This window comes from Chachezhania antarctica (genome assembly GCF_003646465.1).
In the GTDB taxonomy this organism is placed as follows: domain Bacteria; phylum Pseudomonadota; class Alphaproteobacteria; order Rhodobacterales; family Rhodobacteraceae; genus Chachezhania; species Chachezhania antarctica.
The window spans coordinates 255,978-270,227 of the sequence record NZ_QZEX01000001.1 but is presented as its reverse complement, the minus strand read 5'-3'; the positions used below and the strand labels follow the sequence as shown (position 1 = coordinate 270,227).

Sequence of the window (14,250 nt, the reverse complement as noted above, 5' to 3'; positions counted from 1 at the left end):
CGGTCGTCCTTGAACGCGAAGATCAGGCGCGGACGAGCTTTTCGTAGCCTTCCGCGATGTCGCGGGCCATCGTGCCCACTTCGAAGTTGTAGGTGCCGATCTGGCCCACCGGGGTCACTTCCGCCGCGGTGCCGGTCAGCCAGCACTGTTCGAAGCCTTCCAGCTCTTCCGGCATGATGTGGCGTTCGTGCACCTTGATCTGGCGCTCTTCCAGCATGCCCATCACCGTCTTGCGGGTGATCCCGTCAAGGAAGCAGTCGGCCTTGGGCGTATGCACTTCGCCGTCCTTGGTGAAGAAGATGTTGGCGCCCGTCGCCTCGGCCACGTAGCCGCGGTAATCCATCATCAGCGCATCGGAACAGCCCTTGGCCTCGGCCGCGTGCTTGGACATCGTGCAGATCATGTAAAGCCCGGCGGCCTTTGCCTTCGACGGGATCGTTTCCGGGCTGGGCCGTTTCCATTTCGAGATGTCGAGCTTGGCGCCCTTCATCTTGGCGTCGCCGTAATACGCGCCCCACTGCCACGACGCGATGGCCATGCGGACGGGGTTGCGGATCGCCGATACGCCCATGTCCTCGCCCGCGCCGCGCCATGCAAAGGCACGCACATAGGCGTCGGACTGGTTGTTGGCCTTCAGGACGGCGGCTTTCGCCTCCTCGATCTCATCGACCGAATAGGGAATGTCGAAGTCCATCAGCTGGGCCGAGTTCTTCAGTCGTTCGGAATGGGCGCGCGAGGCGAAGATCTTGCCGTTATAGGACCGCTCGCCCTCGAATACCGCCGAGGCATAGTGCAGCGCGTGACTCAGTACGTGAATCTTCGCGTCCTTCCAGTCGACCATCTGGCCGTCCATCCAGATCTTGCCTTCCAGTTCGTCATATCCCGGCATGGGCCCGTTCCTTAGCTGCGGTCTGTCAGTCACTCCGGCCCGGTGGTTACCGACCGGCCCCTCGATTTTTGCAATGATTGCGCAATAGGGTCGAAAGCGGACACAATATTACGTTCATGCGGCGACTCGATAGCCTTTCACTCTTGGAATGTCAACGAGGCTGACTTAAATTGGCCCAAATCCCGCTCTGGCGGGCGCCAGTAAAGCGGGAATTGGCGGGTGACAAGGGAGAATTCTTCGCGCATCACACAGTGCGCGGGACGGGAGAGACCGATGGGAAACAAGGGGTAACACGGCATGACGAGCGGGCGGGCCGTACAGATCCCGGGCGGAGGCGATCTTCTCTTCCTGACGGACGAACAGCTCCGGCAGGGGATCGAGGCGATGTACTTTGCCTATCGCGGGTTCACAGCCGATCCGGACATGATCCTGGCGGACCTCGGTCTGGGCCGGGCGCATCACCGGGCGATCCATTTCATCAACCGCGCGCCGGGGACGACGGTGAACAACCTTCTGGCGATCCTTGGCGTGACCAAGCAGTCATTGAACCGCGTGCTGCGCGCGCTGGTGGAACAGGGGCTGGTGGAAAGCCGTGTCGGCAATACCGATCGGCGCGAACGGCACCTGCATCTGACCGACGCCGGCAAGGATCTTGAATCCCGCCTGTCCGAAGCGCAGCGCGCCCGGATGCGCAAGGCGTATCGCGATGCCGGGCCGGAAGCCGTCGCCGGGTTCCGCCGGGTGCTGGAAGCCATGATGAACGCCGATACACACCGCGTGTATTCGACCCTGAAGGACCGCGCGTGATGACGGCACTGGATGCGCACCTGCTGATCGTGGACGATGACGAACGGATCCGCGACCTGCTGAAGAAGTTCCTGCGCCGGAACGGTTTCCTTGTCACCTCGGCCCGCGATGCGGCCCATGCGCGGCGCGTGCTGGACGGTCTGGATTTCGACATGATCGTGCTCGACGTGATGATGCCGGGGGAAGACGGCGTGTCGCTGACCCACGCAATCCGCGAAACCCGGACGACCCCGATCCTGCTGCTGACGGCGCGGGGGGAAACCGATGACCGCATCGCGGGGCTGGAGGCCGGGGCCGACGATTACCTTGTGAAGCCGTTCGAACCGCGCGAGCTGCTGTTGCGCATCAACGCCATCCTGCGCCGCATGCCCGAGGTGACGCAGGAATCGACCGGGCCCAAGATCCTGACGCTGGGTGACATCCGCTATGACATGGAACGCGGAGAGATGTGGCAGGGCACCGACATCGTTCACCTGACGGCGACGGAAAGCCAGTTGATGCGCATCTTCTCGGCCTGCCCTGGCGAAGTGATCAGCCGGACCAAGCTAGTCGAAGACCTTGGCCGTGACCGGGGGCAGGCGCAGGAACGCGCGGTGGACGTGCAGATCACCCGCCTCAGACGCAAGATCGAAGCTGATCCTAAACAGCCCCGCTACCTGCAGACGGTGCGCGGGGCGGGCTACATGCTGGCGCCGGACTGACGGCGACGGCTGTACCGAAAGGGGTTCCTTAATCTCCTTCAGGCACACTCGGAGAGAGTGCTCCTTTAGGTAAGGAATCTGGCCATGATCCGCATGTTGATTGCCTTTCTTGTCGCGTTGCCGCTGGCGTTGCCGGCGCAGGCCGCCCAGATCTGCCGTGGTTACGGGCCACAGACGCCGCGGGATATCTCCATGCCCAAGGGACGGAACACGCAGAGCTTCCCGATGGCGCCGGCGCGCACGGACATGAACCTGTGCAACATCCATACCCATACCAATGCCGAACACCGGGGGCCGGGATTTTCGGTTTCCGCCGGTGATGGCCCGCATGGCGGGTGGAAGTGCAATGAAACGGAAAACCTGACCGCCCAGGAACTGGAAGATCCCGCCCACGGGCGCGGCGCGTTCAAGGGCGTGAAGCCCGGCGACACGATCGAAGTGCACTGGGTCTTCAGCTCGTGCGATGTCACGCCGGGGCCGGGCCTGGGATCATGCCTGTCGAAGGCCTGCGCCAACCCGGTGCTGCGGGTGGAAAGCCAGGTCTTCCTGGTCGTGAACGACGACCGCGCTGAAGATTTCATGGACTATGTCCACCAGGGCCACATGTCGAATGGCCGGCCGCAGCCGCGGGCGTTGCCCGAAGTGACCGGCCCGCCGGTCGTGTTCCGGGGTTCTACCACCGGGACAAGCTACAACCACGCCATCTGCTCCCCACTGCAGGTCACGTGGTCGGTCCGGCCGATGTGCCTGAAGGTGAACTACCGTTCGCTTCTGAACTGGGTGGTGAACGGGAACGTCTTCGAAGAGGATCACAGCCATGGCGTCCGGCCGCTGGTCACCTCGCTGGAGCTTTTGGCCCCGATCGAATAGGCGCGCTTGAAGGGTCTCGCCGCGCTTGGTAGCGTCGCGTCATGACAACAGCGCTTCTGACCCACGCCGATTGCCTTGAACATGTCACGCCCGAAGGCCACCCTGAACGGGTGGCGCGTTTGGAACATGTTCTGCACGTGCTGGAAGGCCTTGATCTGAAACGGGTCACGGCGCCACTGGCCGCGGATGACGACATCCTGCGGATCCACCCTGCCAGCTACCTTGCCGATCTGCGCCGCAACACACCGGCCGAAGGGATCAACACGGTCGACGGCGACACGTACCTGTCGCCCGGCTCGCTCGACGCAGCGTTCCGCGGGGCGGGCGCCGCGGTCAAGGCCGTCGACATGGTGTTGGGCGATGAGGTCCAGAACGCCTTCTGCGCCACGCGCCCCCCGGGCCATCACGCCGAAACCTCGACCGCCATGGGCTTTTGCCTGTTCGGTAACGCGGCGCTGGCGGTGAAACATGCGCTGGATTACCATGGCCTGTCCCGTGTTGCGGTGGTCGATTTCGATGTCCACCACGGCAACGGCACGCAGGATCTCTTGTGGGACGAACCGCGGTCGCTGTTCATCTCGTCACAGCAGATCCCGCTGTTCCCGGGCACCGGCCGCGCCAACGAAACCGGCGCGCATGACAACGTGCTGAACATGCCGCTGCCCCCCGGTTCGGGCGGGGCCGAGATGCGCCGGGTCTACGAATCTGAAGCCTTCCCGCGCCTGAAGGAATTCAACCCGGAACTGATCATCGTTTCGGCCGGGTTTGACGCCCATGCCAACGACCCGCTGGCCCAGTTGTACTGGAAGGTCGAGGATTTCGCCTGGCTCACCCAGCAGATCTGCGCCATCGCGGCGGAATGTTGCGACGGCAAGGTGGTATCGGTGATGGAAGGCGGCTATGACCTCGCCGGGCTGGCCGCTTCGGCCAAGGCCCACGTAGACGAGCTGATGAAGGCCGGATCATGACCGACACCCCCCGCCCTGTGACCGAAATGTCCTTTGAAGAGTCGATGAAGGAACTGGAAAGCGTCGTGGACCGCCTGGAACGGGGCGACGTGCCGCTGAACGCGTCCATCGACCTCTACGAACGCGGCGCCGCGCTGAAGAAGCGCTGCGAGGAAGAGCTGAAGCGCGCCGAGGAAAAGATCGCCGCCATCACGCTCGACGCCGACGGGACCCCTACCGGAACGACGCCGGTCGAAGGGCACTAGCCCATGTTCACCCAACGGCTGGCCGAAGACGCGTCGGCAATTGGCGCCCACCTGGCCGCTGTCCTGTCCGATCTGCCGCGCAGCGACGTGGCGGAGGCGATGGCCCATGCGGCCGAAGGCGGCAAGCGTCTGCGCGGGTTTCTTGTGCTGGAAAGCGCCCGGCTGCACGACGTGTCCGAAGCCTCGGCTATATGGCCCGCCTGCGCGATCGAGGCCTTGCACGCCTATTCGCTGGTTCATGACGATCTGCCCGCGATGGACGACGACGACATGCGCCGCGGCCGCCCCACCGTTCATGTCGCCTGGGACGAGGCGACGGCGGTTCTGGCGGGTGACGCGCTTCAGGCGCTGGCCTTCGATCTGGTCACCCATCCCGAAACCGGCCCCGCCGACACCCGCATCGCGCTGACCCGCAGCCTCGCGCAGGCCGGCGGCGCGCGCGGCATGGTGCTGGGGCAGGCCCGCGACATCGCCGCCGAATCCGCGAAAACCCCGCTGACGCTGGACGAGATCACGGCGCTTCAAGCCGGCAAGACGGGCGCGCTGTTCGGATGGTCCGCCACCGCCGGCGCAGTGCTGGCTGGCGCCGACACCCGGCCGCTGGCCGCCTATGCCGCCGCCATGGGCCTTGCCTTTCAGATCGCGGACGACATCATTGACGTGACCGGCGACAGTACCGCCGCGGGCAAGCGCGTGGGCAAGGATGCCGATGCCGGCAAGGCGACCTTCGTCACCCATCTGGGGCTGGACGGCGCGCGCCGGCGCGCGGCAAGCCTTGTCGAAGAAGCCTGCGCCGCCCTTGAACCTTATGGCCCGCGGGCGGTTGTGCTTAAGGACGCCGCCCGTTTTACCATTGCGCGCGACGCCTGACCGCGCCACAGAAGCCAGATCCGCCAAGCATAAGGCCAGCCTGTCCCGAGGAACCGATGTCCGACCGCCCGACCACCCCGCTTCTGGATCTTGTCGATAGCCCGGCCGATCTGCGCCAGTTTTCGGACACGCAGCTGACCCAGCTGGCGCATGAACTTCGCGCCGAGACGATTTCGGCCGTGTCGGAAACCGGGGGGCACCTGGGCGCGGGCCTTGGAGTTGTTGAACTGACGGTCGCGATCCACGCCGTGTTCCAAGCGCCGAAGGACAAGATCGTCTGGGACGTGAGCCACCAGGCCTATCCGCACAAGATCCTCACCGGCCGCCGCGACCGCATGCGCACCCTGCGCAAGAAGGACGGGCTGTCGGGGTTCACCAAGCGGTCGGAATCGCCCTACGATCCGTTCGGCGCGGCGCATTCTTCAACGTCCATCAGCGCGGCGCTGGGCTTTTCCGTCGCGCGCGACCTTGGCGGCCTGACGCCGGAAGGCCTGGGCGATGCGGTGGCCATCATCGGCGATGGCGCCATGAGCGCCGGCATGGCCTTCGAGGCGATGAACAACGCAGGCCACCTGAACCGCCGCCTGTTCGTGATCCTGAACGATAACGAGATGTCGATCGCGCCGCCGGTGGGCGCGCTGTCGTCTTACCTCTCGCGCCTTTACGCCGAAGCGCCGTTCCAAGACCTGAAGGCTGCCGCCAAGGGCGCCGTTTCCATGCTGCCCGAACCGTTTCGTGCGGGCGCCAGGCGCGCCAAGGAAGTGCTGAAATCGGTGACCGTCGGCGGCACGTTGTTCGAGGCCTTGGGCTTTTCCTATATCGGCCCCATCGACGGGCATGACATGGACCAGCTCCTGCCGATCCTGCGCACGGTGCGCGCGCGGGCCACGGGCCCGACGCTGATCCACGTGATCACGAAGAAGGGCAAGGGTTACGCCCCTGCTGAACGCGCCCGGGATGGCGGCCATGCGACGGCAACTTTCGACCTTGTCACCGGCGAACAGAAAAAGGCGCCGTCGAACGCGCCCAGCTATACCTCGGTCTTCGGCGATGCGTTGCTGGATCACGCCCGGTCCGACAGCCGTATCGTTGCCGTCACCGCGGCCATGCCCGACGGCACCGGCCTGAAACGCTTTGCCGACACCTTTCCCAGCCGCTGTTTCGACGTGGGCATCGCCGAACAGCACGCCGTGACCTTCTCCGCCGGGCTGGCGGCGGGCGGGATGAAGCCGTTCTGCGCGCTCTATTCCACCTTCCTGCAGCGCGGCTACGACCAGATCGTCCACGACGTGGCGATCCAGCGCCTGCCGGTCCGCTTCGCCATCGACCGCGCGGGCCTTGTGGGTGCCGATGGCGCGACCCATGCGGGCAGTTTCGACACGGCGTTCCTTGCGAACCTCCCCGGCATGGTCGTGATGGCCGCGGCGGACGAGGCGGAACTGAAGCACATGGTCGCCACTGCCGTCGCCCATGACGACGGCCCCATCGCCTTCCGCTATCCGCGCGGTGAAGGCGTGGGCGTCGAGATGCCGGAAACCGGTGAGGTGCTGGAGATCGGCAAGGGCCGCGTCGTCCGCGAGGGCAAGGGCGTGGCGCTTCTGTCCTTCGGCGCGCGGCTGAAGGAAGTGCTGGAAGCGGCCGAAGCGCTGGAGGCCCGCGGCATCCGCCCGACGGTGGCCGATGCCCGCTTTGCCAAACCGCTCGACCGAGATCTGATCCTTGACCTTGCCCGCGATCACGACGCGCTGATCACGATCGAGGAAGGCGCTACCGGCGGCTTCGGCTCCCACGTGGCACAGGTGCTGGCCGAGGAAGGCGCGTTCGACACCGGCCTGAAATACCGCTCGATGGTTCTGCCGGACATCTTCATCGACCAGTCCAGCCCGGCCGACATGTACGCGACCGCCGGGCTCAACGCCGCCGATATCGAGGCGAAGGTGCTCGACGTACTGGATGTGGCGAGGATCGGCGCACAGCGGGCGTGAATGGTGCGTGGAGACAACGCACCCTACGGCCCCGATTTTCAAGCCGAGCGTATGCGGCTGATGTGGATCTGCCTCCGGCGGAGGTATTTGGAGACCAAAGAAGCCGGCGGCTGTTCCCCATGCTTCTTTGGTCTCCAAATATCTCGGGGGAGGCCGCGCCGTCAGGTGCGGTCGGGGGCAGCGCCCCTGCCGCCGCCACCCAAGCGACCCCGGATCCGGGACTGCGAGCGGGCGACTTGGCACCAAATCGTTCCCCCGCGCGTTGACCGGAGCGACGTAAGGCACGCTCTACCCTCGACAGCGGGGGAAATCTTGCCTTCGATAGGCGCGACGGACCTGCCGGGTCGCGGCCCCGGGTCCCGCAAAGATGGATTCAGATTCTTTGGGAGGAGCAGACATGTCCCTTGGCAAAATGATGGACAAGGCCCTGACAACCACCTCGATCATCGAGCATGCGGGCCGGTTCCACACGAACACCCCTGTCATCTCGGTCGAGACCGACGGCACCATCAGCCGCACCGGCTGGGGCGAGGTCGAATCGAACGCCCGCAAGCTGAACGCGGCACTGGTACGGCTGGGCGTTAAGACGGGCGAACGCTGCGCCACCATCGCGTGGAACAACCGCCGCCATGTCGAGATCTACTTCGGCGTCGCCGGGGCCGGGATGGTCTGTCACACGATCAACCCGCGGCTGTTCCCCGAGCAGCTGATCTACATCATGAACCATGCCGAGGATAAGGTCCTGTTCTTCGACAAGACCTTCGCCCCGGCCATCGGCAAGCTTCGCGAGCATCTGAAGACCATCGAGCACTACGTTTACATGGGCGCCGCCGATGACGAGGTCGCGGCGGCTGTCGACGGTGTGCTCTTCATGGACGACCTGATCGCCGCCGAAACCGATGACGCCACCTGGCCCGAGATCGACGAGCGCATGCCGTCGAGCCTGTGCTACACGTCCGGGACCACCGGGAACCCGAAGGGCGTGGAATACACCCATCGGTCGACCGTGCTGCACACGCTGGGCGCCAACCAGGCCGACGGGCTGGGGCTATCGGCCAAGGACGTGGTGATGCCGGTCGTGCCGATGTTCCACGTCAACGCGTGGGGTGTGCCCTATGCGACCGCCGCGGTGGGCTCGTCACTGGTTCTGCCGGGGCCGGGGCTGGACGGTGAAAGCCTGGTGAAGCTGATCGACGGTGAGAAGGTGACCATGGCGCTGGGTGTGCCGACGATCTGGCTGGGCCTGATGAACGCGCTGGAAAAGACCGGATCGAAAGCCCTCAGCCTGCAGCGCACGCTGATCGGCGGTTCGGCCGCGCCGTCCTACATGATCCGCGAATTCGACGAGAAATACGGCGTCGAGCTGATCCATGGCTGGGGCATGACCGAAACCAGCCCGTTGGGATCGATCAACCAGCTGCTGGCCAAGCACACCGACCTGCCCCATGACGAAAAGCTGAAGCTGCGCGAAAGCCAGGGCCGCCCGCCCTATGGCGTCGATCTGCGCCTTGTCAGCGACGAGGGCGAGATCCTGCCACATGACGGCAAGGCCGCCGGCAACCTGCAGATCAGCGGCCCGTGGGTCGTGGATACCTACTTCAAGGCGGATGGCAGCGCCCTGACCGACGACGGCTGGTTCGACACCGGCGATGTCGCGATGATCGACGAGGATGGGTACCTGTTCATCACCGACCGGTCGAAGGACATCATCAAGTCGGGCGGGGAATGGATCTCGACGGTGGAACTGGAAGACATCGCGATCTCCCATCCCGGCGTGTCCAATGCCGCGGCGATCGCCGCCAGGCACGAGAAATGGGACGAACGCCCGGTGGTGCTGGCGATCAAGGCCGAAGGCGCCGATCCGTCCGAGGCCGATATCCTGGCCCATTACGAGGGCAAGATCGCCCACTGGCAGATCCCCGACAAGGTGATCTTCGTCGACAGCCTGCCCATTGGCGGTACCGGCAAGATTCTCAAGAACAAGCTTCGGGACGAATATGGCGACGTGTTAATGACCGAAGACGCCTGAATCGCCTCCGGGGCGCGACGAGTTCGCGCCCCGGAACCCGTTGATTGTTCATGCGAAACAATCAATCCGCGGAAGTCGCGACAATTGCACCTGTTAAGCCCGCTTTAACGCCTGATTGCTAGAAAGGCCGTGGGTGAAATACAAATGGGTGGTGATATGACTGCGACGCCAAACGCGGCGCCAGTCCTCATCAAACGTAAAAAAATCGTCGCTGCTGACGGGCATCATGGTGGTGCCTGGAAGGTCGCTTATGCGGACTTCGTTACGGCAATGATGGCTTTTTTTATGTTGATGTGGCTGTTGAACGCGACTTCCGAAGCACAACGTAACGGCCTTGCGGCCTACTTCTCTCCGTCCGTTCCGATCAGCCGGGTGTCCGGCGGCGGCGACGGGACCTTCTCGGGATCGACCACGTTCTCCGAGGAGAACATGTCCCCCGACGGGGTCGGCGTGACCGAGCGCAAGCTGACGGACACGATCCCGGCCGAGGGCGAGGCCGAGAAAAACAGCGAATCTGCCGGCGACAAGGAAGAGTTCAAGGAACTCGAAGCACAGCTGCGCGGCAATTCCGGCGAAAGCCTGGTCAGCGACATGGCGCTGAAGCACATCGTGACCAAGGTGACCGACAAGGGCCTCGTGATCGAGCTGTATGCAACCGATCACCAGCCGCTGTTCGACAAGGGCACCAACCGTCCGACGCCGCTGCTGCGTCAGGTCGTCGGCATGGTGGCACGGGTGTCGGGCAAGGTGACCAACGGGCTGGAGATCGCCGGACATATGCAGGCTTTCCCGGTGGTTATGGCCAAGGATCCTGTCTGGCAGCTGTCGACCGACCGTGCCGATACCGTCCGCGAGTTGCTGGAACGCGGTGGCATCCCGCAGTCCCGTATCCGCCGCGTGGTGGGCCATGCGGACCGCGAACCGGCGCTTCCCGACCAGCCGACCGCGGTGCGCAACAACCGGATCGAGATCACGCTTTTGCGGCACTGATCCTTCCCGAGACGCTGAGTATTTTACATATTAGCGCGGCGTTAAGGCGCCGCGCTGTACCTTTTGGGAGATTGTTGATCCGAGCCAGCAGAAAGGCGCTCCCAATGACCATTTCCTCTTCGCTCAATGCCGGGGTTGCCGGGTTGTCCGCGAATGCCAGCAGGCTAGCGGCCATTTCCGACAATATCGCGAACGCGTCGACCAACGGCTACAAACGGGTGCAGACGGATTTCCATTCCATGGCGCTGGCCAATTCGGGCGGCTCCTATACCGCCGGTGGCGTTCGCACCACGTCGACGCGGCTGGTGGAACAGAACGGCTCCATCGTCTCGACCGGGAGCGGCACGGATATCGCAGTGCAGGATCGGGGGCTCATCCCGGTGGCGAACCTGACGGCGGTCGAGGGCGGCGATGAAACCCCGCAGATGCTGCTCACCGCGACGGGGTCCTTCACCACCGATTCGAACGGCTACCTGAAAACCACCTCCGGCCTTGTGCTGATGGGCTGGGAACTGGGGGAAGACGGCACGCTGCCGGCCGTTGCGCGCGGCAATTCCGACAGCTTGACGCCGGTGCAGATCACTAAGCAGCCTGCCGCCTTCCCGACGACGCAGATCACCATGGGGGTGACCCTGCCCGCCGCGCAGACCGAAGCAGGCGCCGCGGGCGATGATCAGGTCACTACCATAGAATACATCGACAACCTGGGTAAACGTCAGAACCTGACGGCCACCTTCTCGCCGACGGTGCCGGCCACCGGATCGTCCAACACCTGGACGCTGGCGCTCGACGATGCGGCGTCCACCCCGGCAAGGGTGGGCGAATACGATATCGTCTTCAATGACAGCCGCGCCGCAGGCGGTACAATTGCTTCGGTCGCCACGACCACGGGCGGCGCCTATGACGCTGGAACCGGGTCGGTCATCGTAACGCTGGATTCCGGCCCGGTAGAGATCTTCGTGGGCGAGCTCAATGACACCGGCGGGCCGATGAAGCAGCTGTCCTACGACTTCCAGACCAGCGCGATCACCAAGGACGGCTCGCAAGCGGCGCAGATCCAGACCTACGAGATCGACTCCGGCGGCTTCGTCGTGGCGACCTATGACACCGGCGCCTCGCGCAAGCTGTTCCAGATCCCGATCGTCGACGTGCCGAACCCGAACGGCCTCACGGCGATGGACCGCCAGACCTTCGCACCGTCTGCCGATAGCGGCGCCTACTACCTGTGGGATGCCGGTGACGGCCCGGTGGGGGAAATGGTGCCCTTCGGCTTGTCGGAATCCACGACTGATGTGGCCGGGGAACTCACGAGCATGATCCAGACCCAACGGGCCTATTCGTCAAATGCCAAGGTAATCCAAACAGTGGATGAGATGTTGCAGGAAACAACGAACATCATCCGCTGATCTCCTCTGACCTCTGACTGGAGCATCGTAAATGTCGCTAAGTACGGCTTTGAACAACGCGATGACCGGCCTCGCCGCAGCGGGCCGTGCCACCGCCAACGTCTCGGAAAATCTCGCCAATTCCATGACGCCCAGTTACGGGCGTCGGACGCTCGATCTTGCCTCCGCCACGTATGGCGGGGGCGTTCGGGTGCTTGGCAGCACTCGGAATGTCGATCCGGTCATCCTTTCCAACCGCCGCGCGGCCGAAGCAGACGAACGAAACGCATCGGTCATTTCCACCTACTCTGACACGATGGTCCGCCTGGTGGGGTCGCCAACCGACCCCAACGCCCTGTCGGCCCGATTGGCAGAATTCGAATCCAGCCTGATCGAGGCGCAAAGCCGCCCCGACAGCGTCCACCGGCTGGACGCGGTCACTGTGCGTGCCGACTGGCTCAGCCAGGGCATCCGCGAGGCGGCCACCGGCCTGCGGGCCGAACGCAGCCGCGCGGACCGCATGATCGGTCTGCAGGTGGATCGCATGAACGTCGCGCTCCGCCGGATTGCCGTGCTCAACACCCGCATCACCTCTACCGAGGCGTCGGGCGGGGACAGCAACGGCATGCGCGACGAACGCCAGGCGCTGGTGGACGAACTGTCCAACATGGTCCCTGTTCACGAGGTTTCGCGCGAGAACGGGCATATCGCCCTGTTCACCTATGGCGGCGCACGGCTGCTCGACGGCTCGGTGTCCGAGATCGAGTTCACGGTCACGGGCGAAACGGCGCCCCACATGACCATCGACAATGGGCTTTTGTCGGGGCTCACGCTGAACGGCCAGCCGCTGACGACGTCCGGTTCGTCCAGCCACATCGCGGGCGGCACGCTGGCCGCCGCGTTCGAGATTCGCGACAGTCTGACCGTCGACATGCAGACCGACCTCGACAGCCTCGCGCGTGATCTTGTGGAACGGTTCGAGACCGCCGGGCTCGACCCGACCTCCGCACCGGGGGATCCGGGGCTGTTCACCGATGACGGCGACCCTTTCGATGCGTTGAATGACCTGGATATTGCCAGCCGGATCACGATCAACGCGCTGGTCGATCCGGCACAGGGCGGCGACAGCAGGCTGCTGCGAGACGGACTAGGTTCCGGGGCCCCTGGCGATGTCGGCTATGCCGGTCAACTGCAGGCCTTCGTGGATGTCCTGTCGGATGGTCGCATTCCGCCGTCGGGCCGCTTCGGCACGGTCAACCTTACCGCCTCGGGGCTTGCGGCCAGCCTTACGTCCCGCGTGTCGCAGGCGGCCGACTATGCCGGGCAGAATCTCAGTTTCGCCTCGACGTCGCGGACCGAACTGGAACGCCTGGAACTTGCCGAAGGCGTCGATTCCGATGCCGAACTGCAGAACCTGATCGTTGCCGAACAAATCTTCGCCGCCAACGCGCGCATGATCGCGACGGTGGACGAACTCATGGAAACCCTATTGCGGATCTGACAAATGAGCCTGACTTCCATCGGCGACCTGTCGCATCACCTGATGCTCCAGACTCAAACCACACGCGCGAAACGCGCCCTGTCGACTCTGACGCAAGAGCTTTCCAGCGGCGTGACCAGCAACATCTCCGACCGTCTTGGCGGGGATTTCGCGTACCTTTCCGATATCGACCACAAGCTGAAGCGGCTTGAAGGCATCAGTACCTCGGCGGGCGAAGCCAAACTTGTCGCGACCACCATGCAGACGAGCCTGGAATCCGTGTACGATGCGACCCAGACAATGGTTGGCGCATTCCTAGCAGTCGGCCAATCCACCTCCGGACCGTCGCTGCCTCATCTGTCTGCCTCGGCCGAGCAACAACTGGGATCGGTCATCCAGATGTTGAACATGTCCGTTGGCGGTCGGAGTCTGTTCGCGGGCGCCGCGACCGATGCCGTCCCTCTCGAGGAAGCCGATACGCTGCTCACCGCCTTGCAGGCTGAACTCGTCGGTAGTGTGACCGCGGCCGATGTCATCACGGCCGCCGAGGACTGGTTCAACGACCCCGCAGGGTTCGATGCAGTAATGTATGGCGGATCGGCCAATTCGGTGGCGCCGCTGCGCATCGGCGAAGGTGTCGAAGTCAGCCTGGATCTTCGGGCAGACGATCAGACGTTCAAGGACATGTTGCGCAACATCGCCGTGGCCGCGCTGGTCACCGATCCCGGGCTCGGGTTGGCGACATCCGTGCAAAGCGAATTGGTGCAGGCGTCGCGCGATGGTCTCATGGCCGTGTCCGATCAGCTGACGGGCATGCGCGCCGATGTCGGCTTTGCCGAGGAACGGATCGAGGAATCGCAAGCCCGCAACGGCGCTGCCAGCAATTCGCTGCAGCAGGCCCGGACCGAACTACTGGAGGCAGACCCATTCGACATCGCCAACCGTATTCAAAACGTGCAGTTCCGGTTGGAATCGCTCTATTCCGTCACCGCGCGTTCGGCGGGACTGACGTTGGTGAATTTCCTGTGAGG

13 protein-coding genes are annotated in these 14,250 nt (G+C 64.2%); 12 read left to right on the top strand and 1 reads right to left on the bottom strand.

Translation table 11 applies throughout. The features are described 5' to 3' along the window. Window positions 1-22 precede the first annotated feature (22 nt). Window positions 23-889 (bottom strand): branched-chain amino acid aminotransferase, encoded by an 867-nt coding sequence (locus tag D4754_RS01325; protein ID WP_121060860.1) that lies wholly within the window; start codon window positions 887-889, stop codon window positions 23-25. Window positions 890-1,186: 297 nt separating this feature from the next. Here D4754_RS01325 and D4754_RS01320 point away from each other — a divergent pair, with 297 nt between their 5' ends. The 12 genes from D4754_RS01320 to D4754_RS01265 all read left to right on the top strand — a co-directional run bounded on the left by D4754_RS01320 (window position 1,187) and on the right by D4754_RS01265 (window position 14,248). Next, a complete protein-coding gene (locus tag D4754_RS01320) occupies window positions 1,187-1,696 on the top strand; it encodes a MarR family winged helix-turn-helix transcriptional regulator (RefSeq protein ID WP_121060858.1) in 510 nt (169 codons plus the stop codon). Next, a complete protein-coding gene (locus tag D4754_RS01315; RefSeq protein WP_121060856.1) occupies window positions 1,696-2,397 on the top strand; it encodes a response regulator in 702 nt (233 codons plus the stop codon). Before D4754_RS01320 ends, D4754_RS01315 begins: the two co-directional genes overlap by 1 nt. 84 nt (window positions 2,398-2,481) lie before the next feature. Continuing rightward, complete coding sequence (locus D4754_RS01310; protein WP_121060854.1) at window positions 2,482-3,267, top strand: delta-class carbonic anhydrase; 786 nt, start codon at window positions 2,482-2,484, stop codon at window positions 3,265-3,267. 41 nt (window positions 3,268-3,308) lie between these two features. Beyond that, window positions 3,309-4,235, top strand: a complete 927-nt coding sequence (locus tag D4754_RS01305; RefSeq protein ID WP_121060852.1) for a histone deacetylase family protein — start codon at window positions 3,309-3,311, stop codon at window positions 4,233-4,235. Beyond that, window positions 4,232-4,480, top strand: a complete 249-nt coding sequence (locus D4754_RS01300; protein ID WP_121060850.1) for an exodeoxyribonuclease VII small subunit — start codon at window positions 4,232-4,234, stop codon at window positions 4,478-4,480. Before D4754_RS01305 ends, D4754_RS01300 begins: the two co-directional genes overlap by 4 nt. 3 nt (window positions 4,481-4,483) lie before the next feature. Then, the gene (locus D4754_RS01295; RefSeq protein ID WP_121060848.1) at window positions 4,484-5,350 is read left to right on the top strand and encodes a polyprenyl synthetase family protein; all 867 of its coding nucleotides are present in this window, start codon (window positions 4,484-4,486) and stop codon (window positions 5,348-5,350) included. A 56-nt stretch (window positions 5,351-5,406) separates the two neighbouring features. After that, entirely contained in the window at window positions 5,407-7,335 is a 1,929-nt protein-coding gene (gene dxs, locus D4754_RS01290) for a 1-deoxy-D-xylulose-5-phosphate synthase (protein WP_121060846.1), read from the top strand. A gap of 397 nt (window positions 7,336-7,732) precedes the next feature. Next, complete coding sequence (locus tag D4754_RS01285) at window positions 7,733-9,364, top strand: long-chain fatty acid--CoA ligase (protein WP_240453711.1); 1,632 nt, start codon at window positions 7,733-7,735, stop codon at window positions 9,362-9,364. Between the two features lie 156 nt (window positions 9,365-9,520). Next, a complete protein-coding gene (locus tag D4754_RS01280; protein ID WP_121061567.1) occupies window positions 9,521-10,354 on the top strand; it encodes a flagellar motor protein MotB in 834 nt (277 codons plus the stop codon). Between the two features lie 104 nt (window positions 10,355-10,458). Then, a complete protein-coding gene (locus tag D4754_RS01275) occupies window positions 10,459-11,760 on the top strand; it encodes a flagellar hook protein FlgE (protein ID WP_121060844.1) in 1,302 nt (433 codons plus the stop codon). 31 nt (window positions 11,761-11,791) lie between these two features. Continuing rightward, window positions 11,792-13,240 carry a flagellar hook-associated protein FlgK gene (flgK, locus tag D4754_RS01270; protein ID WP_121060842.1) on the top strand — a complete coding sequence of 483 codons (1,449 nt, stop codon included), beginning with the start codon at window positions 11,792-11,794 and terminating at the stop codon, window positions 13,238-13,240. Between the two features lie 3 nt (window positions 13,241-13,243). After that, window positions 13,244-14,248, top strand: coding sequence for a flagellin N-terminal helical domain-containing protein (locus tag D4754_RS01265; RefSeq protein ID WP_121060840.1), 1,005 nt, complete (start codon window positions 13,244-13,246; stop codon window positions 14,246-14,248). The last annotated feature ends 2 nt before the right edge of the window (window positions 14,249-14,250 follow it).

Coding starts and splice junctions, on each gene's coding strand:
- D4754_RS01310 (WP_121060854.1), top strand. CDS start 2,482: ATGATCCGCATGTTGATTGCCTTTCTTGTCGCGTTGCCGCTGGCGTTG.
- dxs (WP_121060846.1), top strand. CDS start 5,407: ATGTCCGACCGCCCGACCACCCCGCTTCTGGATCTTGTCGATAGCCCG.
- D4754_RS01315 (WP_121060856.1), top strand. CDS start 1,696: ATGACGGCACTGGATGCGCACCTGCTGATCGTGGACGATGACGAACGG.
- D4754_RS01300 (WP_121060850.1), top strand. CDS start 4,232: ATGACCGACACCCCCCGCCCTGTGACCGAAATGTCCTTTGAAGAGTCG.
- D4754_RS01280 (WP_121061567.1), top strand. CDS start 9,521: ATGACTGCGACGCCAAACGCGGCGCCAGTCCTCATCAAACGTAAAAAA.
- D4754_RS01285 (WP_240453711.1), top strand. CDS start 7,733: ATGTCCCTTGGCAAAATGATGGACAAGGCCCTGACAACCACCTCGATC.
- D4754_RS01325 (WP_121060860.1), bottom strand. CDS start 889: ATGCCGGGATATGACGAACTGGAAGGCAAGATCTGGATGGACGGCCAG.
- flgK (WP_121060842.1), top strand. CDS start 11,792: ATGTCGCTAAGTACGGCTTTGAACAACGCGATGACCGGCCTCGCCGCA.
- D4754_RS01295 (WP_121060848.1), top strand. CDS start 4,484: ATGTTCACCCAACGGCTGGCCGAAGACGCGTCGGCAATTGGCGCCCAC.
- D4754_RS01305 (WP_121060852.1), top strand. CDS start 3,309: ATGACAACAGCGCTTCTGACCCACGCCGATTGCCTTGAACATGTCACG.
- D4754_RS01320 (WP_121060858.1), top strand. CDS start 1,187: ATGACGAGCGGGCGGGCCGTACAGATCCCGGGCGGAGGCGATCTTCTC.
- D4754_RS01265 (WP_121060840.1), top strand. CDS start 13,244: ATGAGCCTGACTTCCATCGGCGACCTGTCGCATCACCTGATGCTCCAG.
- D4754_RS01275 (WP_121060844.1), top strand. CDS start 10,459: ATGACCATTTCCTCTTCGCTCAATGCCGGGGTTGCCGGGTTGTCCGCG.